Source organism: Shewanella fodinae (assembly GCF_014651955.1).
In the GTDB taxonomy this organism is placed as follows: domain Bacteria; phylum Pseudomonadota; class Gammaproteobacteria; order Enterobacterales; family Shewanellaceae; genus Shewanella; species Shewanella fodinae.
Window position 1 is genome coordinate 1 of record NZ_BMXW01000028.1, and the last position, 19,900, is coordinate 19,900.

A 19,900-nucleotide genomic window follows, 5' to 3' on the forward strand; every position below is an offset into this window, starting at 1 on the left:
ATAAGATGAAAGTTTGACTTGCCTAAATCGATACCGAGTACTTGAATAAACATGATGGTCTACCTCCTGTCTAGCCTAATCTCAGCATAGTTGCTGAGAAGGGAGGCGGACCATCACATTAAGCCCAGCTAGTTAGCTGGGCCTCAAAAGAGGTGAGTTGGCACTATATAAGCCGGGTTCTGTTCTCCCCGAAGGGAGCGGCAGCCATTCCTCTAGGCCTGCAATCACTCGCAGGCTCAAGCAATCTACCCGGTTCCGACGCGAGCCACGCCATAAGGAACCCTATTTGATCTTGCTCCGGGTGGAGTTTACCGTGCCACGGACTGTTACCAGCCGCGCGGTGCGCTCTTACCGCACCCTTTCACCCTTACCGGCCCGAAGGCTGGCGGTCTACTCTCTGTTGCACTGGTCGTCGGCTCACGCCGCCCAGACGTTATCTGGCACCCTGCTCTATGGAGCCCGGACTTTCCTCCCCGTTCTTGCGAACGCAGCGACTGCCTGGCCAACTCGGCGCGGATTATAGCCTAGCCAACCTTTCTGGCAAACTATTTAATTACCAGTCAAGTTCAAGCCCCAGTTTGTAGAGTGCGTTTTTCTTTAGGCCATGGATTTCTGCAGTTAGCGCCGCGGCTTTCTTTAATGGCAATTCCGTGCACAGCAATTTCAATGTATCCAGCGCTTTGGCCGGTATCGCGTCATCATCAGCATTGGTATAACCGTGACACATGAGCACTATTTCGCCTTTCTGCTGATTTGGGTCAGCCTCTACTTGCGCCCGGATCTCTCCGATACTGCCCGTCAGGAATGTTTCAAAGGTCTTAGTAAGCTCCCGCGCCATCACCATCGGACGCTCGGCGCCAAACACCTGCGCTAACGCCGCCAAGCTTGGCAGGATGCGGTGAGGCGATTCGTAGAAAATCAGCGTGCGACTATCTTCTTTGAGTGATTCAAGTTTATCCAAGCGTGCTTTATCTTTGGCAGGCAGAAAGCCTTCAAACGAAAAGCGGTCGGAAGGCAACCCAGACGCCGATAACGCGGTAATGGCGGCACAAGCCCCCGGTAACGGGCTCACCTGAAAACCCGCTTCACGCACTTGTGATACCAGATGATAGCCAGGATCGGAGATTAACGGTGTACCCGCATCGCTGATCAGCGCTACCGACTCACCCGCTTGCAGTTTTTCAATAAACCATTGCGCCCTAGCGCGCTCGTTGTGATCATGCAGAGCCATAGTGCGAGTGGTAATATTGAAATGACTCAGTAACTTACCACTATGACGGGTATCTTCACAGGCAATCAAGCTTACCGCTGATAACACTTCCACCGCTCGCGGTGTCAGATCCCCCAGATTACCGATCGGTGTTGGAACGATATAAAGTGCGACGGGCACGCTCATAACTACCTCAGCGAACAGATTGTCCGGTCTTTCACTGGACAACATAGAAGGTTAAACTAAGGCCAGCATCTTACCAGAGTAACGCCTTGTGTTGAAAAGCCAGAATATCATCAAGCCTACAATTGCCGTCCTGCTGCTGGTCAGCCTCTGGGGTTGTGGCAGCAGTCCATCACAACCGACTGCGATAACCGAGAGTGTAACGAGTTCATTGGCAACGGCTGATGCCGCCCCTACGGCATATATGGCCCAAGCTGCGAAAGCGACGACACCGCTGCAGCAGCAACGGTTGCTGTTGCTGGCGGCCAAGGCCTATCTGAATAATAATCAGCCGGAATCTGCCGCAGAAATCCTCGCCTCGTTGCAAAAAAATCTGCTAGCAGAACCTGAACTGCAAGCGGAATACCGTTATCTTGGGGCACGGGTATTGGAACAACAGGGCCGTTTTGGCGATGCGCTAGCCAAATTGCAATTCAGTTCAGATTGGCAGTTACCGCAATGGCAGTGGAACAATTACCACCAGATGCGGGTACGGCTGTATGAAAAAACCAAGCAACCGATGTTGCAAGCGCGGGAACTGAGTGACTGGAGTCAATATCTGTCTGCCAAGGACGCCCAAAATCTTTATCAGCAGATCTGGACGCTGTTAAAATCTCAGCCAGAAAATGCGTTAGAAGCCCAAGCCAGCAAGGGTCATGACGTCATGTATCTAGGCTGGCTGCAATTGGCCTACTTAGCTAAACATTATGCTGTGGACCCTGCCAGTTTAGTCAGTCACCTCGACAGTTGGCAAAAAGCCAATCCTTCGCACCCGGCAGCATTGCAGTTACCGGCAGATCTGCAGCGGGCGCTGAGTACCAAACCCTATCACCCACAACGCATTGCGGTATTGTTACCCCTTAGTGGCGAGCGAGCAGATATTGCTGAACCTCTGCGGCAAGGCATTGTGGCTGCATACTTGGCAGAACCAGACGAAAATATCAGCCTCAATTTTTACGATACTGCCGCAGGGGCAGACAGCGCCTATCAGCAGGCATTACAAAATGGTGCCGACTTTATCATTGGGCCGTTGTTACCCAATGAAGTCGATCAAGTATTGAAGCTGCAACAACCGCCAGTTGCCGAGCCACAAGCGGCCGCAATGGCACCAACATCACAACCCAATATTGTTGTGACCTCGCAGCCAAAACCGCCAGAGCTATTTCTGAACCACACCAGCAGGCTGGTTGTCGACAAAGACAACTACTATTTTGCGCTGTCGCCCACGCAAGAATCTGCCGATGCCGCCCAACGTATGTATCAAGATGGTATCGAACGGCCTTTGCTGCTAGTGAGTGACGATAACATCGGCCGACGCATGGCGGAAAGTTTCAACGTCAGTTGGCAATCGCTCACCAACGAAGCCGCTGAGGTACATTATTTCTCTGCTGATAAAATGCGTGACACAGTGCAGGATGCCTTAGGCGTCAGCGATAGCCAGACCCGCATCAACCAGATTAAGAATTTACTGGGAAATCAGATTAAAGCCGACTTCCGCTCACGGCGCGATATTGATGCCATCTACATGATCTGCAGTAACCAGTCATTACCGTTACTCAAGCCCTATATTGACGTGAACTTCAGTGTGTTTGCAGAACCTGTACCAATATACACCAGCAGTCGCGCACGCCAGGATGACAGCCATCAGACGGTACAGGAATTAAACAACATCACCATGAGTGACATCCCGTGGCTGTTGCAAAACAGCGCCGACAGCAATGTGGCGGCACTTTGGCCATCTTGGGGCAATACGCAGAAACGGCTGTACGCCATGGGCTATGATTCACTGCAACTGGTGAACAAACTGGCACAGATGCGGGCTTTTCCCGGCTACCAGTTCAATGGCCGCACAGGTCAACTGTCCGTTGACAGCGATGGCGTGTTAAACCGGCAGTTAAAATGGGGCAGATATTGGCATGGAGTACTGCGTCCGCAGTGATCAAGGAGTCAACACGTGACCACAGGCAAGGATGCCGAACAACTCGCCCGTCGTTTTCTGGAACGCCAGGGCTTAAAATTTGTCGAACAGAATGTCCGCTATCCATTCGGAGAACTGGATCTGGTGATGAAACAGGGCAGCGATTGGGTATTTGTTGAGGTAAAATACCGTGCAACAAAGGGGTTTGGTGGCGCACTGCAGGCACTTTCGGCCGCCCAACGGCAACGTATCCGCAAGGCGGCCAGCTTATATCTGCAGCTACACAATATCAGAGACAGTTGCCGCTTCGATGTGGTAGCCATTGACGGTACTGAAGTGAATTGGCTCGCCGGAGCATTTTAGCAAGCCATTGATTAACATTATTTTTACACTTTTCATGTCTGAAAAATCACGGCGAATGTGGCATGATAGTGACTCTTGTCAGTGAAGGATGAACGGATGTTAGAACGTATCAAAGACTGTTTCACCGAGTCGATTCAGACCAAAATCGATGCAGCCGAGGCCTTGCCTGATGATATTGAAAAGGCCGCAGCCATGATGGTCAACTGCCTGTTGGGTGGCCATAAAATACTGGCGTGTGGTAACGGTGGCAGCGCTGGTGATGCCCAGCACTTTTCAGCAGAATTGTTGAATCGTTTTGAAATTGAACGCCCCCCTTTGCCAGCCATTGCGCTGACAACTGACAGCTCTACCCTCACGGCCATCGCCAATGATTACAGCTACGATGAAGTGTTTTCCAAGCAAGTGCTAGCCTTAGGCCAGCCGGGTGACATTTTGCTGGCGATCTCCACCAGCGGTAATTCACGCAATGTCGTTAAAGCAATGGAGGCAGCCTTGAGCCGTGATATGACCATAGTAGCGTTGACCGGTAAAGACGGCGGCGCCATGGCCGGATTGCTGAGTGCTAATGATGTGGAAATCCGCGTACCCTCAAATGTCACAGCCCGCATCCAAGAAGTACATTTGCTGGTGATCCACTGTCTGTGTGACAGTATCGATCGCACCCTGTTTCCACAGGACGATAATCAATGAAATATCTGCTCCTGCTGGGACTGATATGGCTGCTTAATGGTTGTGCGGGTGCCATGATGGCCGGCACAGTAAGCGGCGCGGTCATGCTTAACGATGAGCGGCCGATTGGCACCCAGTTGGACGATACCAATACCGAATTCCGTATCAGTAGCGTCTTCTCCACCGATGAAGAACTTAAGTCCCAGTGCAATATCAGCGGTATTAGTATGAATGGCAATGTACTGCTGATTGGCCAAGCCCCTAATTCACGCCTGCGTGATAAGGCAGTACAACTGGTGCAGGATCTGAAATTGGGCGGCAAAATACACAATCAGATCCGTATCGGTAATCCAGTTTCGTTTACTACCCGCAGCAATGACACCTGGATCACCACTAAAGTGAAAGGGCGTATGCTGAATGATAAAAACTTGGATATGACTCGTATTAAGGTGGTTACCGAAAATGGCGAGGTATTTCTACTGGGAGTTATCAGCCGTGAGCAGGCGGATCTGGCAACCGATATTGCCCGCAACACCTCTGGCGTGCGTAAAGTCATCCGCATGTTTGACTATGTAGAGCCAAAGGTGGAACCAAAGCCGTAACCAACGGGGTAGACGGTTGTAAAAAAGCCGGAAGCGAGTGATCATCCGGCTTTTTTACATTGTTTACTCGCTTATCAGAGCAAAAAACCTAACTTATCATATGTGCTTTTCAGCGTAGCGTTGGCGCGCACCCGTGCTTTTTCAGCACCTTCATGCAAGATCTGGTTAAGGAAACTGGTGTCCTGCCGGTATTGCTGATAGCGCTGTTGCAATGGTTCTAGCATCGCCACAACCGCGTCACCAGCGGCGGTTTTCAGGTGACCATACATCTTGCCTTCAAACTGTGCTTCCAGCGTTTGCACGCTTTCACCGGTAACACCGGACATCAGGCTCAGTAGATTAGAAACACCAGGTTTATTTTCCACATCAAAACGCACCACTGGCGGCTCTTCGCTGTCTGTCATGGCTTTTTTGAGCTTTTTCATTACCGCTTTGGGATCTTCTAGCAGACCAATCACGTTATTGCGGTTGTCATCTGACTTGGACATCTTTTTAGTCGGTTCCTGCAGTGCCATTACCTTGGCGCCCAATTCGGGAATAAATGGCTCGGGAACCGTGAACGTATCGCCGTAAGCATTATTGAAGCGGATGGCAATATCACGCGTCAGTTCTAAATGCTGTTTCTGATCCTGTCCAACTGGTACCAAGTTGGCCTGATACAACAAAATATCCGCGGCCATCAATACTGGGTAATCAAATAGACCAACGTTCACATTGTTGGCGTGGCGTTGGGATTTATCCTTGAACTGGGTCATACGACTCAGCTCACCCATCTGGGTATAACAGTTAAGCGCCCAAGCCAGTTGGGTATGTTCCGGCACCTGAGACTGCATAAATACCGTACTTTTTTTAGGATCGACACCGCACGCCAGATAAAGCGCTAGCGTGTCGAGACAAGCTTTGCGCAGCTGTTCTGGATCTTGTCGAACAGTTATGGCATGTAAATCCACCACACAGTAAATGCAATCATGACTTTCCTGCATGTTCACCCATTGCCGCAGCGCTCCAATATAGTTGCCGATAGTCAACTCGCCAGAAGGCTGAGCACCGCTGAATACAATAGGTTTACTGTTACTGCTCATGATGTTTTATATGCTCCGTTTATTTAGACGCCAATAACGTCAGAATTTGTTCAAAATGATCACAGACGGCATCCGGGCCGCTAAGACTGATATCTTCACCGTAGTTATAACCGTAGGTCAAGCCAACTGAGGCTAGCATTGCCGCTTTCGCCGCCCGAATATCGTTGCGGGAATCACCCACCATCAGCAACTGCTCGCTACTCAGTTGCCATTGCTGCTGCACATGCTGTAGCGGTAACGGATCTGGCTTCATCTTTGCCAGACTATCACCACCAAGCACTACAGAAAACAGCGGTGCAATACCAAAAAATTCCAACAGTGGCTTAGTGAATTTATAGGGCTTATTGGTCACGACTGCCAGCTGATAACCTTGTCGATGCAACTGTGGCAAAACGTCAGCAACGCCAGGGTACAACTGACTGTATTGATTGAGGCAAGTTTCATAGTGTTGTGTGAACAAAGGCATCGCCTGTTGCATCTGTATTTCTGAGGGTTCATCACCGAGGCTGTTATGCAGCGCGCGCCGCATCAGCATTGTGGTGCCATTGCCGACCCAGTTGCGCACCTGCGCATCACTGCATTCACTCAAGCCCATCTCAAGCAATGTCGCCCGACAAGCGGCGCCAAGATCAGGCACGCTGTCCACCAGCGTGCCATCCAAATCAAATGCTATCCCTTTTATCTTACTAAAATCCGTCATCCTTACAGCCCTGTTAATGCCAGTCGCATCCGCTCAATCACGGCGCGGTAATTATCCTGTCCAAAAATTGCCGAGCCAGCCACAAACATATCGGCACCCGCTTTAGCAATCTCCGCGATATTCTCTTCCTTGACGCCGCCATCCACTTCCAGACGGATATCGTAGCCGCTGTCATCGATCAATTTGCGTACCTGAGCCAACTTGGTCATGGTCGCCGGGATAAATGATTGCCCACCAAAGCCGGGGTTCACCGACATCAACATGATCACATCCAGTTTATCCATAACATAATCAAGGTAAGTCAGTGGTGTCGCGGGGTTAAATACCAACCCGGCTTTACAGCCATAAGAGCGGATCAGTTGTAATGAACGATCGACATGTTCGGTGGCTTCCGGGTGAAACGTGATAATGGAAGCGCCAGCATTGGCAAAATCCGGGATCAGGCTATCGACGGGTTTTACCATCAAATGGACATCAATATCCGCAGTAACCCCATATTTACGCAGTGCTTTACAGATCATCGGGCCAAAAGTGAGATTGGGCACATAATGGTTATCCATCACATCAAAGTGAATGACATCTGCTCCTGCCGCCAACACTGCGTCAACCTCTTCGCCTAAACGGGCAAAGTCAGCCGACAGGATAGAAGGGGCTATCAGAAAAGGTCGCATAAGATTCTCACGGGATGTTTAAGAAGTCGCCCATTTTACCCGGCGTAGCCGCTCGGCTCTAGCAAAAGCACACTATTTCTGCGGCAAAATGCCGACAAAGCCGGAATTTTTCTATGCTGTCAAAAAGCTGTTTAATTTAACAGCAGTTTTGCTATACTCCAAAAGTCGTAACATCTCCGGCAAAGGAAAATGGCCTCAAGATCTGAGCATTGCGTCTCCAGCATAAAATCCGCAGTGATACTGGCAAGTGTTGCCGGTACTGTGGGTATTGCTGCGCTGGTGATGCAGGTGTTGACTGCCGCCGATGATAGCCTTTCGCAAAACTGCGCCAGTGTTACTGAATATAATTCCAAACTTCCCAGCAGCCATCCCAACAACCGCTGTGCCATGCAAGATGACGATCTCAGTTGGAGCAGTTGGCTCAGTGGTAAAAGCCGTTCTGGACAGTTCCATTTTATTGATTTGCTTGAACTATTGCATGGACATGAACGTAAACCATTGGATGATATGACACCAAGGAATACTGGCCGTTCCACTTCTGGGCTGTAACTCTGCGTACCAGCAGCAACATTAACCCCATCGCGATTACAACTCCGCTAGCTCTCTTGGGTAGGTGTGATCATATAGCGCGATTAATTCATTGACTTTATTTCTGGCACTGCCTTTCTGACTGATATTGCGCTGAACGCTGACGGTCTCCATTTTAGCGCCGCGATACAGTTCCCGTGTCAAGGCGATATCGTGATTGCTAATGACAACGGGTATCCCCTTATCCAATGCGGTCGTGCGAGAGCATCGCGCCAGAATTGCCTGGTCATCCAAACTGAAACCAGCGCCGACATAGGTCGTGAAACTGGCGGTGGTAGACAACGGGGCATAAGGCGGATCGCAATAAACCACATCGCCAGATTGGATCTGTGCAAACGCCTGTTCATAGCCAGTACAAACAAACTCCGCCCGGGCGGCTTTTTGCGCAAACGCCCGAATTTCCTGCTCTGGGAAATAAGGCTTTTTATATGAGCCGAAAGGCACATTGAACGCACCGCGACGGTTGTAACGACAAAGTCCGTTAAAACCATGACGATTGAGATACAAGAAACTTACCGCACGATCAAAAGCACTGCGGCTACGATTAAACTTGTCCCGCACCCGATAGAATGCCTCGCTGGCGTTCATCGCGGGTATAAACAGCTCGCCCACCGCACCTATGTAGCGTTCAGGCTCTCGCTGAATGATTTGATACAGGTCGATGAGGTCCTGATTAATATCGCACAGCAGATAATTGGGGTAATCGGTATTCAGGAATACTGAGCCGGCCCCAACAAAGGGCTCAACCAAGCGTTGTCCTGGCGGTAAGTGACGGGTAATGGCATCAACCAGCTTGAATTTTCCACCCGCCCATTTGAGGAAGGCCCGTTGTTTTTTATTCATTTATTCGTTTGATGCCAGCTCATACAAAACTCAGGATTGTACCCTGTTTGTTCGCAAATATCACGGCTGAGGCAATGGCTGGGGTTGGTAATTTTGCAAGGTTTTCCAAGGCCGAATCCACGGTTCAGCACCACCACGTTGCTGTATGATTTTTGCGGCTTTTAATGCTTGCTGGCGGGAACTGAAATGACCGTTAAAAATCACCCACCACGGCCCGTTACGACACAGCCAGACCTGACTGTCTTCAGGTAAGACTGATAATTGTCCCGGCACAGATTGCAACTGTTTAACACTGGCGATCTGTAGGGTGTAGCCATCCTTGGGGAGCGTTGTTTTTGCATTCGTTGCAGCCTTTGTCACTGCCGTGTTACGAGGTTTGCTACCTGCGGTATTCTCAGCATCGGCCGTCACTGTTGGCCGGGGAGCGGCAACAGTTTTAACTGGCGCGGAGGCAGATGATTCGCCCAGTTCCGTTGTTTGAGCATTGTTTACCACAGGTAAATCGGACGTCGTAACATCGGCGGTTGCGGCAGCATCCCGCAATAATTCACTATCTTCAGCGGCAACCACGGTCTCAGCGGTTTTTATTGCCTTCGCTGTTACCTCAATGTGCCTTTCTCGCCAAGGTATTGTCACAGCGACCGCCGCTGTTTTACTGCTTGGTCGCCAAGCGGGAGACAGCCAATCCAACAGATTTGGGGATAATGAAATTTGGTTACTTACCACCAAACTGGCGACCTGCTGTTTTGGTAAAGGCGTTGTTATCTTATCGGTATACCAGATAGCGGCGGCCAACATTGACACAACTATCAGCGCGACCAACACTATCCTGTGCCAGGATTTAGGAGGTACAGCTTTCGGTTCACCCTGCAGTGCCAACTGCAACAGTTGCAAAACCTCCGCAGGAGTTCCACGCTGCTGCTCCAACTGCTTTATCACTATACTTCTGGGGGTAAACGTCTGTTGCTGAGAGCGAGCCAGCAGTGTTTGGTATAATCCTTCACGTTCCGCTAGTGATAACGGCTCGAGGTTGACGGGGAGTAACCATTGGCGTTGCTGTTGTGGCAACTGTGGCAACAACTGTTTGGTAAACTCCGGGGAAGCGGTAAGCGTCAAGGTCACAGCCATACCCGCACACTGAAGTTGCGTTAACAACAGGCATTCAGCCCATAACGTCAAAGGCAGATTATCGGCATCATCCAACAGGATGTGCAGTGGCTTTTGCAGTTGCGGCACAAAACGCAACAAGGTGTCCACCAGCGGCGTTTCATCATCAAATAATGGATCTGGTAACAACTGCATAATGATTTTGCGCCGGATTTCTGCAGCGCTAGCATGCTGAGGACAGGCCACCAATGCCAGATTGTAGTCTTCCAACTCATTAGCTAAAGCCGTAATGAGTGTCGTTTTTCCGGCCCCGGCAGCCCCAGTAAGCAACACCAGTTGCTCACCATAACAGGCAAGGTGCTGCAATCTGTATAGAAGTGCCTCTTGAGAAGGCAAAAGAAGTTGTTCGCCAGCCACCGCTAATCCGTATCACAAGTGTGATTAATGTTGGCGGATAACCTGCTCCAGCAGTGAATCACTGACGTCGGCAAAGACACCGGCACGCCCTAACGCAGTAGGTAGTACCAAACGAATCTGACCAGCCAGGACTTTCTTATCTCGCCGCATATGCTTGATATAATTGTCAAAACTCATGGATTGCGGAGCCTTAACGGGTAATTCGAAAGTTGCCAGCAGTTGACGAATGCGACAAACAATTGACTCATCCAGCAATCCCATAATCTTAGCCGTTTCAGCAGCAAGGACCGTGCCAGCGGCAACCGCCTCTCCATGAAGCCAGTTACCGTAGCCCATCTCCGCCTCAATCGCATGACCAAAGGTATGTCCCAGATTGAGCAGCGCTCTAACCCCATGCTCAGTTTCATCCTCGGCGACCACTTCCGCTTTAATCTCACAGCAACGGCGAATGGCATAGGACAAAGCATCGGGCGCTAACGCCTTTAACGCATCGGCATGTTGTTCAATCCACTTAAAAAACTCACCGTCCCATATAATGCCGTATTTGATCACCTCGGCCATTCCGGCAGCAAATTCACGTACTGGCAGCGTTTTTAAACAATGAGTATCAATCAGCACGGCTTTCGGTTGGTAGAAAGCGCCGATCATATTCTTGCCTAATGGGTGGTTGACCGCAGTTTTACCGCCGACGGAAGAATCAACCTGGGCCAATAGCGTCGTAGGTATTTGCACAAATGCAACACCACGCTGGTAACTGGCCGCCGCAAAACCGGCCATATCACCTATAACACCGCCACCGAGAGCAACAATGACAACATCTCGCCCACAGTTATGCTGCAGTAGCGCGGTGAAGATAGTCTCCAGATGGGTAAGCGTTTTAAACTGTTCGCCGTCAGGCAGCACAACTGCGTGCACCTGTTTGGCTAAGCTAGATAACACGTCGGTCACCTGCTGTAGATACAGGGGACCAACCGTGTCATTGGTGACAATAAACAGTGTTTTGCCAGCGAACATTGCCAGCAGTTTATCAGCCTGCAATAACAGATCCTGGCCGATATAAATGGGGTAACTACGTTGGCCCAATTCCACCTGGATCTGTTGCGTCATAAGCTTAAAAACCTAACTGTTCAATGATCTGGTTCGCGACAACTTTCGCGCTCTGTTCATCGGTTTTCACAACGATATCCGCAATTTCTTCATACAGCGGATTACGTATTTCAGCTAACTCTTCCAGAACCTCACGTGGGTTATCCACTTGCAACAATGGTCGACGTTTGTCACGTTGAGTACGCGCCACTTGCTTGTCGATAGTTGTTTCAAGATAAACCACGATACCTCTAGCAGAGAGATAGTTACGGATATCCTTGCTCTGAACCGAACCACCACCAGTCGCCAGTACAATACCGTGTTTTTCAGTTAAATCGGAGATGACCTGAGCTTCACGACGGCGAAACCCCTCTTCGCCTTCTACGTCAAAAACCCACGCAATATCTGCGCCGGTGCGACTTTCAATTTCCTGATCAGAATCGTGGAATTCCAGGTGCAGCATTTGTGCTAAGTGACGGCCTATAGTGCTTTTGCCTGCGCCCATAGGACCTACCAAAAATATATTACGTTTTTCAGCCATTTCTTATACGTCTGAATCTTATGAAAAGTTTGCCGAAAGTCGGTTTAGGGTCAAACCGACAGGATTGTTTTACCTTGCTCTAATGAGACTTGACCGGGGATTATCTCAGCTAATGGAGGCTTTAGGCAAGCTCACCCCTCCATTAAAGCCAAAATTCTTCCTTGAAAGTGGTGCCAGTGGCTAGCACTGGCATTCCAAACAGAACCGCAGCATCAGAATTTTTCAGTCACAATCTTGGGAGTCACAAATATCAGCAGCTCATGACGTTCATTGGAATCTGAAGTGTTACGAAATAACGCTCCCAGCACCGGAATATCCCCTAATACTGGCACTTTGTTAACACTATTTATTAACTGCTGCTGATAAATCCCACCCAGAACGATAGTTTCACCATTGTTTACCAACACCTGAGTCCCCACTTTTTGAGTGTTGATTGACACGGCTTCTCCCAGTGGGGTTGTAACAACTTCACCCTTGGAGTCCTGAGTAATTTCCAAATCCAGAATAACCTTGTTATCCGGCGTAATCTGCGGTGTCACCCGCAACGATAATACCGCTTTTTTAAAGCGTACAGTTGCCGCACCACTAGATGCTGACTCAACATACGGGATTTCCACCCCTTGTTCAATATAGGCAGACTTCTGGTTCGAGGTGGTGATACGCGGACTGGCGATAATCTCGCCTTTGTTTTCCTGTTCCAGCGCGCTCAGTTCTAGGTCGAGTATGGTACCATCGGCCAGTTTAGATACATTAAACGCAATACTGGCAGCGTTGTTAGCACCCGCAGGCAGATTCACATTTAGGCGATCATCCAAGGAAGGTGTCGTCCCGGAAACCAGCGATGAAGCACCTTCCAGCGTGCCTGAAGTCCCTTTGTTACCCTGCAGATCGGTGATACCCCAGCGCACCCCCAGATCCTGTGCAACCGTGTCACTCACAGTCACCATGCGCGATTCAATCAGCACTTGCTTGATGGGAATATCTAATACATCGACCAGACGATGAACATTCTCCAGGGTTTCAGCCGTGTCTTTCACCAACAACGTATTGGTACGCTCATCTACCGCGACAGAACCACGATCTGTTAACAAACTGGTCCCTTCACCTTTGAGTAATTTGGCAACATCTGTCGCCTTGGCGTAATTGATCTGCAGATACTCTGAGTACAATGGCGCTAACTTCTGTACTTCCTGTTTATTTTTCAGATCCTGACTTTCACGAATAGCGATTTCGTCGGCGGGCGCTACCATCAGAATATTACCTTCGATACGCTTATCCAAACCTTTGGTCTTCAGGATCAGATCCAAGGCCTGATCCCAGGGTACGTTATCCAGGCGCAAGGTGATGCTACCTTCTACCGTATCGCTGGTCACTAAGTTGAAGTGGTTGTAATCCGCGAGGATCTGTAACACGGTACGCACAGAGATATTCTGGAAGTCCAGTGATAGTTTTTTCCCGGTATATTTTTTCTCGGGCTCAACCACGGTCGCTTTTTCATCCTCGCTCATGGTCAGCGTAAACAGGTTTCCGTCCTGCTTATAATCGTATTTGTACGGACCTTTGATATCGATAAGAAAACGGGTGGTCAAATCATCACGGAAAGTCTCGAAACTGCGCACCGGCGTGGCAAAATCTTGCACATCCATCACGTACAGCATGTCGTCAGGAATATCCGTGTTATAAAACTTGACTTCCAATTTTGCCCCAACTTGTTTGACGTCTGCGGCAACAGATGCATTTCCGAGTTGAACCAACAACTCGCCACCTTTATCACCAGCGCGATGGAAATCAATATTCTTGATTTTATTGACGAATGGGCTAGAGGCTTTATCCGCAGCATTCATAGTTTCGTCGTTAATGGTCAGGCGATAGCTGCTACCAATAGCTTTGCCCTGATACGGACGGACTTTGTCTAGCTTCAGTGCTACCTGTAATGTGTCCGGTTGCTGTTCCGTTGCCAACTGCTCAACCCCTACCTGTTTAATGGGGAGCACCGACTGTTGAAGTGCTGAGACTGTGTCGCGGAAATTGAGCTTAATACTTGCAGGATCAGCACTGAGTTTGATTTCTGGCTCAGAGACTGGGCTGTCAAATACCAACTCCAGCTCCAATTGGTGATCTATGATAGTGTGGTATTTGACATCGACGAGCTTGTTCGCAGCCAAAGCACAAGGAACCAGATTCACCATCAACACGCAGCCCAATGCGACTCGCCACCAGTTGCCTGCTGTCTTATGGGTTTTATGCACCAAAGAAAATCTCATTGTTCTCTCTTCCTTTGCTTATTATTCGCCGGTCAAATCCAGACTGCTGCTGCGTTCGGTCCAACAACCGGAACCGTCTGGAATCAATTCTGTAATGTCGATACTGCTGGGTGTGATCTTAGTAATGTGGCCACTGAATAGCCCTAAATAGTTGCCAACCCCAAGGCGATAAACGTTACCATCGGAGGTTTCAATTAAGGCCCAGATCACACCACCATCACTCAGCGTGCCGCGCATTTTCAAATTATCTAAGGCATACGCTTCTAGCCGCTCTTTACGCCGCTTAAGATCTGGGTGCAGACAGTCCTTTGTGGTATCCACAGCTTCGGCAGTCAGCTCCCGTGATGGTGGCACAAAAGGACTGCGCAGCAAGTCGGCCGCATACTGAAAATGTTCAAATTTAGGTGGTTCTTTTAAAGGCGGAATACGCGCGACATGTTGTTGTTTCACACTCGCCACAAACTGCTGCAAATCAGCACGATCGCCAATACACCCTGCCAGCAACATCATTAGCATCAGGGGCAATATCCATCTCATTTGCTCTTCCCCTTAGCCTTGGCATTATTTGCCGGCACTTCAGCACCCTCTTTAAAGCGATAGGTTTTGGCTAGCACTTCCATTGACAGATTACCGTCGGCTTCACGCTTAATCACAAAATCGTGCAAACTGACAATACGGGGCAACTTGGCAACACCACTGACCATGTGTCCCATCTGGTGATAATCCCCAGTCACCGACATGCGTATAGGGTACTCAATATAGAAATCGCGCTGAATTTCGGCATCCCAGTCAATGCTGCGAATACGGAGTCCTGAGTCAGTGGCCACAAAGGTCAGATCGTCCAATAATCCCGGCATCTCATTTTGCGAAGGCAGCATCTTTAGCAACTCTGCAAACTGAGCCTCCATCTGTTTCAACTGCTCCCGATAAAGTTCAAGATTAGCAGCCAACTGGTACTTACTACGAAAATCCTCGCGTAACTGCTGCTCTTTGCCCTGCTCCACCTTGTATGCATCGATAGCGTCAGAGACAACCAAAAAGTAACCGACAACAAACACCAGAATCGCCAATATCAGTGCAAAAACCGCTTTTACCTGTGTTGGCCAGCCGCCGATATTTTCCATGTCCAGATCGTTGAACTGACTTAAATCAAATTTCATTTGGCAGTTCCCCCTTTAGTCGTCTGGGTCGGACCTACGGGAGCTGGCTCTCCACCTTTAATGGTAATTTTGAGACTAAAGTGCTGTAACTCGCGAATGTCATCCTTTTGCGATACGATCGACTGCATGGTAGGGTCCTGCAGCCATTCAGACGCTTTTATTTTTCGCATCATATTGGCCACATTGTTATTGGACTCACTGCGCCCTTCAATCCATATAATGCTGCCTTTCTTCTCCACGCTGGACAGGTAGACTCCCGCAGGAATAACCCTTACGAGTTCATCCAGAATATGCGTAGGCAGATTGCGCGATTGCTGCAGATCCAAAATGATCTCAGTGCGTTTTTCAATATCGGCTTTACGTTGCTTGATCTTATTTATTTCGGCAATTTGCTTATCAAGCTGCTGGATCTCATTTTGCAGGTAAGCATTACGTCCACGCTGATCATCGGTCATCAATCCAATAAACTGCAATGCCAAGTAAACCAACACTGCCGCACCAATAAATACCGCGACCAAGATACCTATATAGTCTCGCTTTTGCTTTTCCCTCGCTTCATCACGCCAAGGCAGCAGGTTTATGTTCGCCATTGCCCATAGCTCCTTAATGCGAGACCGCAAGCAATCATATATTTGCCGATATTAGGCTGCAGTTGCTTCTGCACACTGTCATCTGCCCGCAAAGCCCCTTTAAAAGGATCGGCGATAATCGCGGGAACGCCTAATTCATTAGTGAGTAGCGTGGCCATGCCGACCAGCTTTGAGGTGCCGCCACACAGCACCAGTTGATCAACTTTATCTTTGCCGTTAGAAGTACAATAGATCTGCAAGGTACGCTTGATCTGCTGAAGCAGTTGATTCTGGAAGGGAGAGAGCACTTCAAACATGTAGTTTCGCGGCAGATCGCCTTCGACTTTAGCCTTCTCTGCCTGTTCATACGGCAAACCATAAAAAGAAAGAATTGACTGGGTGAAGCTTTCACCGCCAAAGGCTTGTTCACGGATAAAGGTGGTTTCACCGTGTTCTACTACCGCAAACGTTGTCATGTTGGCACCAATATCCACCAGCACCACCACACCTTTGGCAATCTCTGCCGGTAGCTGGCCAGCGATAAGTTCATAAGCGCGGCCCAGCGCGTAACCTTCAACATCAACCACTTTAGCTTCAAGGTCTACCGCATCCAGCACATCGACCCGAGAATCGATATTTTCAGTACGACAAGCACTGAGCAATACCTCCACCTTGGACGGATCAGCTTTGTTAACATTAAGTGTTTCGAAATCGATGGAAACTTCATCAAGGGAATAGGGGATAAGATTATCGGCTTCAATCTCGATCTGGGCTTCCATTTCAGCTTCTGTTAGCGCGGCATCCATGTAGATCACTTTAGTCATTACCGCCGACCCGGAAACTGCCACTGCCGCATATTTACAGGATTTGGGTAACTGGCGCTTGAGTTGCCTCAATGATTCAATAACAGCGTCTGCATACCTGATATCATGGTCGCTGACAGCGCCCTTTTTCACAGGAACCACGGCATAAGCCTGTATTTTATAACCTTCAGCAATCTTCCCCAGTAAAACGGCCTTGACCTCGTGCGAGCCGATGTCTATTCCGACCATTTGAGGGGCTTGACGCTTCCATAGATTAGCAAGCATTGTCCCAGAGCCTTATTGTTATTGTTGAACCAAAGCGTAGCATAAACATAGTTCACTTGTGACCTTTATATAATATTCTATTAACATTTTTGCACTGTTTATTTTTAATACTTGTAATTCACTTCACCCCGACCGCGACGCCTTATATACTATTGAACCCTCAACAGGTTATGGAATAATCCGGTGAAGTGGTTAAAACGTATACTCATCGCTGTTTTTAGTTTGGCGCTACTGGGAATCATTGCGATTGCTGGCGCTTATTTTTACGTTTTGCCAGATCTCCCTGACGTAACCACACTAAAAACAGTAAAACTGCAGACACCACTGAAGATATATTCCAGTGATGGCAAACTTATTTCGCAATTCGGCGAGAAGCGCCGTATTCCATTACAACTGAGCGATGTGCCTAAACCGTTATTACAGGCATTTATTGCAACAGAAGATTCTCGTTTTTATGAGCACAACGGCGTTGACCCTATTGGGGTGCTACGTGCCGCACTGGTGATGATCACCACGGGGCAAAAACGCCAGGGCGCCAGTACCATTACAATGCAGGTAGCGCGAAACTTCTTCCTGACCCGCGATAAGAAGTTTATTCGAAAAATCAAAGAAATCTTTATTGCACTTCACATAGAACAACTATTGACCAAAGATGAAATTCTGGAACTCTATGTCAATCGTATCTATCTCGGCCAACGTGCTTACGGTGTAGGTGCTGCCGCACAGGTATATTACGGTAAAGATGTGCAGGATTTGACGCTGGCAGAAATGGCAGTGATTGCCGGTTTGCCGAAAGCGCCGTCAACCGTGAACCCCATTACCTCACCAGAACGCGCCATGGCACGCCGTAATGTAGTGCTTAGACGTATGCTAGATGTGGGCTATATCACCCAGAACGAATATCAGACTGCGGCGGCGGCCCCCATCACGGCGAAATATCATGGCGCAGAGATCGACCTGTATGCACCTTATATTTCAGAGATGGCGCGTGATTATATGGTGCAAAAGTATGGCGAAGAGGAAGCCTATACTGGCGGCTATAACGTCTATACCACTATTAACTCTGATTTACAGCAAAAGGCGCAAAAAGCGCTACGCAATAATGTGTATGCTTACGATGAGCGACATGGCTACCGTGGTCCGGTCGCCGTATTGTGGACCAATACACCACCGCCACAGAGCGAACTTCTGGACACACTGAGAAAAACCGATCCCCTGCAAGAATTGCAGCCTGCGGCAGTGGTCAAGGTTGAAGATAAACAGGCAGATGTGTTGCTGGCCAATGGTCATACAGTCACCATCCCGTGGCAAGGGCTGAATTGGGCACGCAGCTTTATCACTGATCGCCGTCAGGGTGCAGCACCAAAATCAGCTGCCGACGTTGTAAAAATCGGTGAACAGATCTGGGTTCGACCAATGGCCGATAGCTGGCAACTGTCGCAAGTACCGCAAGTTGCCAGCGCTATGGTGTCATTGGATCCCCATGATGGTGCGATCCGCACGCTGGTTGGCGGCTTTAGCTTTACCCAGAGCCAATACAATCGAGTGGTACAAGCCAAACGGCAGTTGGGCTCCAATATTAAACCGTTCCTCTACGCCACAGCGTTGGAGAAAGGTTATACCCTAGCAACCCTGATCAATAATGCCCCCATTAACAAACCAGACTTGAGCCAGGGCATCGCTTGGCGTCCTAAGAACTCGCCGGATGTCTATGGCGGCCCGACTCGATTGCGCGTGGGATTAGCGCAATCCGTGAACGTAATGGCAGTAAGAACATTGCGTTATATCGGGCTAGATGCAGCTATCGACAAATTAAGTCAGTTTGGTTTTGATCCAAGTGACCTCAATCGTAACGAGTCGCTGGCGCTTGGTTCACCGTCTGTCACACCGTTGCAAGTGGTGACTGCCTTCTCAAGCTTTGCAAACGGCGGATTATTGCTGGAGCCTTATTTTATTGAACGAGTAGAAGATGCCTACGGTAAGACGGTAGAACGCGCCGAACCGACGTTGGCCTGTGATACCCCAGCATCAACAACTGAGGCTGAAAGTTTGGCGGCCTCACCAGCCGCTGCCACAGTCACCACGCTAGAACAAGCAGCTGACCATCCGATGCCAGTTACCGATATTGGTAATAACTTGCCTTACACCTGTGAAAATCCTCAGGCGCGCCATGCTAAACGCGTGATATCCAAACAGATTGCGTTTCTGATCACCGACGCGCTCAAGAGCGTGATTTGGGGTGGTGGCGACTGGAATCATGGTACTGGTTGGAATGGTACTGCCTGGCGGGCAGCACGCGTCATCAAACGCCATGACATTGCTGGTAAAACCGGGACGACCAACGAATCCCGCGATACTTGGTTCAGCGGTTTTAATCCTAGTCTGGTCACTACGGCCTGGGTTGGATTTGATGACCACAGCCGCGAATTAGGGCGTGTGGCCTGGAATCCAAACGGTGCCAAAGATCAGATCTCAGGCGCAGAATCTGGTGCTAAAACCGCCGGGCCAGCCTGGAATGAGTTTATGCACGATGCATTAGAGGGCACACCAGAGATTGCAATAACCCCGCCGCCAGGTATCGTCTCAGTGCGTATTGATCTGGCAACCGGCAAGTTATCAAGGAAGAATGACTACACCAGCGACTTTGAATACTTTATTCAAGGAACTGAGCCTAAAGAATATGCCAATGACAGCACGGAAGATGGCAATATCTTCTTGGACTCAGGCAAATCGTCAGAAGAGCTGTTTCATTAATTTTTCGAGTAACCGCCCATAAAAACGCGCCGAAAAGGCGCGTTTT

General features: G+C 49.3%; 19 protein-coding genes and 1 other RNA gene. 6 read left to right on the forward strand and 14 right to left on the reverse strand.

Annotated features, from left to right (window positions below; translation table 11 throughout):
- Positions 1-149: 149 nt before the first annotated feature.
- Together rnpB and rsmI are read right to left on the reverse strand one after the other, a co-directional pair.
- Positions 150-510: RNase P RNA component class A (gene rnpB, locus IE064_RS16955), an RNA gene on the reverse strand.
- Between the two features lie 43 nt (positions 511-553).
- The gene (gene rsmI, locus IE064_RS16960; RefSeq protein WP_189618879.1) at positions 554-1,396 is read right to left on the reverse strand and encodes a 16S rRNA (cytidine(1402)-2'-O)-methyltransferase; all 843 of its coding nucleotides are present in this window, start codon (positions 1,394-1,396) and stop codon (positions 554-556) included.
- Between the two features lie 88 nt (positions 1,397-1,484).
- Here rsmI and IE064_RS16965 point away from each other — a divergent pair, with 88 nt between their 5' ends.
- The 4 genes from IE064_RS16965 to dolP all read left to right on the forward strand — a co-directional run bounded on the left by IE064_RS16965 (position 1,485) and on the right by dolP (position 4,984).
- Positions 1,485-3,371 (forward strand): penicillin-binding protein activator, encoded by a 1,887-nt coding sequence (locus IE064_RS16965; protein ID WP_189618880.1) that lies wholly within the window; start codon positions 1,485-1,487, stop codon positions 3,369-3,371.
- A gap of 15 nt (positions 3,372-3,386) precedes the next feature.
- Positions 3,387-3,713 carry a YraN family protein gene (locus IE064_RS16970; RefSeq protein WP_189618881.1) on the forward strand — a complete coding sequence of 109 codons (327 nt, stop codon included), beginning with the start codon at positions 3,387-3,389 and terminating at the stop codon, positions 3,711-3,713.
- 96 nt (positions 3,714-3,809) lie between these two features.
- Complete coding sequence (locus IE064_RS16975; protein WP_189618882.1) at positions 3,810-4,403, forward strand: phosphoheptose isomerase; 594 nt, start codon at positions 3,810-3,812, stop codon at positions 4,401-4,403.
- Complete coding sequence (gene dolP / locus IE064_RS16980) at positions 4,400-4,984, forward strand: division/outer membrane stress-associated lipid-binding lipoprotein (RefSeq protein WP_189618883.1); 585 nt, start codon at positions 4,400-4,402, stop codon at positions 4,982-4,984. Before IE064_RS16975 ends, dolP begins: the two co-directional genes overlap by 4 nt.
- A 74-nt stretch (positions 4,985-5,058) precedes the next feature.
- Here dolP and trpS read toward each other — a convergent pair whose 3' ends face one another.
- The 3 genes from trpS to rpe are packed head-to-tail and all read right to left on the reverse strand — an operon-like array spanning position 5,059 to position 7,437.
- A complete protein-coding gene (gene trpS, locus IE064_RS16985) occupies positions 5,059-6,066 on the reverse strand; it encodes a tryptophan--tRNA ligase (protein WP_189618884.1) in 1,008 nt (335 codons plus the stop codon).
- A gap of 19 nt (positions 6,067-6,085) precedes the next feature.
- The gene (locus IE064_RS16990) at positions 6,086-6,766 is read right to left on the reverse strand and encodes a phosphoglycolate phosphatase (protein ID WP_189618885.1); all 681 of its coding nucleotides are present in this window, start codon (positions 6,764-6,766) and stop codon (positions 6,086-6,088) included.
- 2 nt (positions 6,767-6,768) lie between these two features.
- Positions 6,769-7,437 (reverse strand): ribulose-phosphate 3-epimerase, encoded by a 669-nt coding sequence (gene rpe / locus IE064_RS16995; protein ID WP_189618886.1) that lies wholly within the window; start codon positions 7,435-7,437, stop codon positions 6,769-6,771.
- A 189-nt stretch (positions 7,438-7,626) separates the two neighbouring features.
- Here rpe and IE064_RS17000 point away from each other — a divergent pair, with 189 nt between their 5' ends.
- Complete coding sequence (locus IE064_RS17000) at positions 7,627-7,986, forward strand: hypothetical protein (RefSeq protein WP_189618887.1); 360 nt, start codon at positions 7,627-7,629, stop codon at positions 7,984-7,986.
- 36 nt (positions 7,987-8,022) lie between these two features.
- Here the strand turns inward: IE064_RS17000 and IE064_RS17005 are convergent, their stop codons facing one another.
- The 9 genes from IE064_RS17005 to IE064_RS17045 all read right to left on the reverse strand — a co-directional run bounded on the left by IE064_RS17005 (position 8,023) and on the right by IE064_RS17045 (position 17,100).
- Positions 8,023-8,868: a Dam family site-specific DNA-(adenine-N6)-methyltransferase gene (locus tag IE064_RS17005; RefSeq protein ID WP_189618888.1), complete on the reverse strand. Its 846-nt coding sequence runs from the start codon at positions 8,866-8,868 to the stop codon at positions 8,023-8,025.
- A gap of 60 nt (positions 8,869-8,928) precedes the next feature.
- Positions 8,929-10,341, reverse strand: coding sequence for an ATP-binding protein (locus tag IE064_RS17010; protein ID WP_189618889.1), 1,413 nt, complete (start codon positions 10,339-10,341; stop codon positions 8,929-8,931).
- A 75-nt stretch (positions 10,342-10,416) separates the two neighbouring features.
- Positions 10,417-11,499, reverse strand: a complete 1,083-nt coding sequence (gene aroB / locus IE064_RS17015) for a 3-dehydroquinate synthase (RefSeq protein WP_189618890.1) — start codon at positions 11,497-11,499, stop codon at positions 10,417-10,419.
- Positions 11,500-11,503: 4 nt separating this feature from the next.
- Entirely contained in the window at positions 11,504-12,019 is a 516-nt protein-coding gene (gene aroK, locus IE064_RS17020) for a shikimate kinase AroK (protein ID WP_189618891.1), read from the reverse strand.
- A gap of 212 nt (positions 12,020-12,231) precedes the next feature.
- Entirely contained in the window at positions 12,232-14,283 is a 2,052-nt protein-coding gene (locus IE064_RS17025) for a type IV pilus secretin PilQ (RefSeq protein ID WP_189618892.1), read from the reverse strand.
- 21 nt (positions 14,284-14,304) lie between these two features.
- A complete protein-coding gene (locus IE064_RS17030) occupies positions 14,305-14,820 on the reverse strand; it encodes a pilus assembly protein PilP (RefSeq protein WP_133040318.1) in 516 nt (171 codons plus the stop codon).
- On the reverse strand, positions 14,817-15,443 hold the full coding sequence (locus tag IE064_RS17035; protein WP_189618893.1) for a type IV pilus inner membrane component PilO: 627 nt from the start codon (positions 15,441-15,443) through the stop codon (positions 14,817-14,819). Before IE064_RS17035 ends, IE064_RS17030 begins: the two co-directional genes overlap by 4 nt.
- Positions 15,440-16,033 carry a PilN domain-containing protein gene (locus IE064_RS17040; RefSeq protein ID WP_189618894.1) on the reverse strand — a complete coding sequence of 198 codons (594 nt, stop codon included), beginning with the start codon at positions 16,031-16,033 and terminating at the stop codon, positions 15,440-15,442. The genes IE064_RS17035 and IE064_RS17040 overlap by 4 nt, the downstream gene beginning before the upstream one ends.
- Positions 16,021-17,100, reverse strand: coding sequence for a pilus assembly protein PilM (locus tag IE064_RS17045; RefSeq protein WP_189618895.1), 1,080 nt, complete (start codon positions 17,098-17,100; stop codon positions 16,021-16,023). Before IE064_RS17045 ends, IE064_RS17040 begins: the two co-directional genes overlap by 13 nt.
- A gap of 183 nt (positions 17,101-17,283) precedes the next feature.
- Here IE064_RS17045 and IE064_RS17050 point away from each other — a divergent pair, with 183 nt between their 5' ends.
- Complete coding sequence (locus IE064_RS17050; RefSeq protein ID WP_189618896.1) at positions 17,284-19,854, forward strand: penicillin-binding protein 1A; 2,571 nt, start codon at positions 17,284-17,286, stop codon at positions 19,852-19,854.
- Positions 19,855-19,900: the final 46 nt, after the last annotated feature.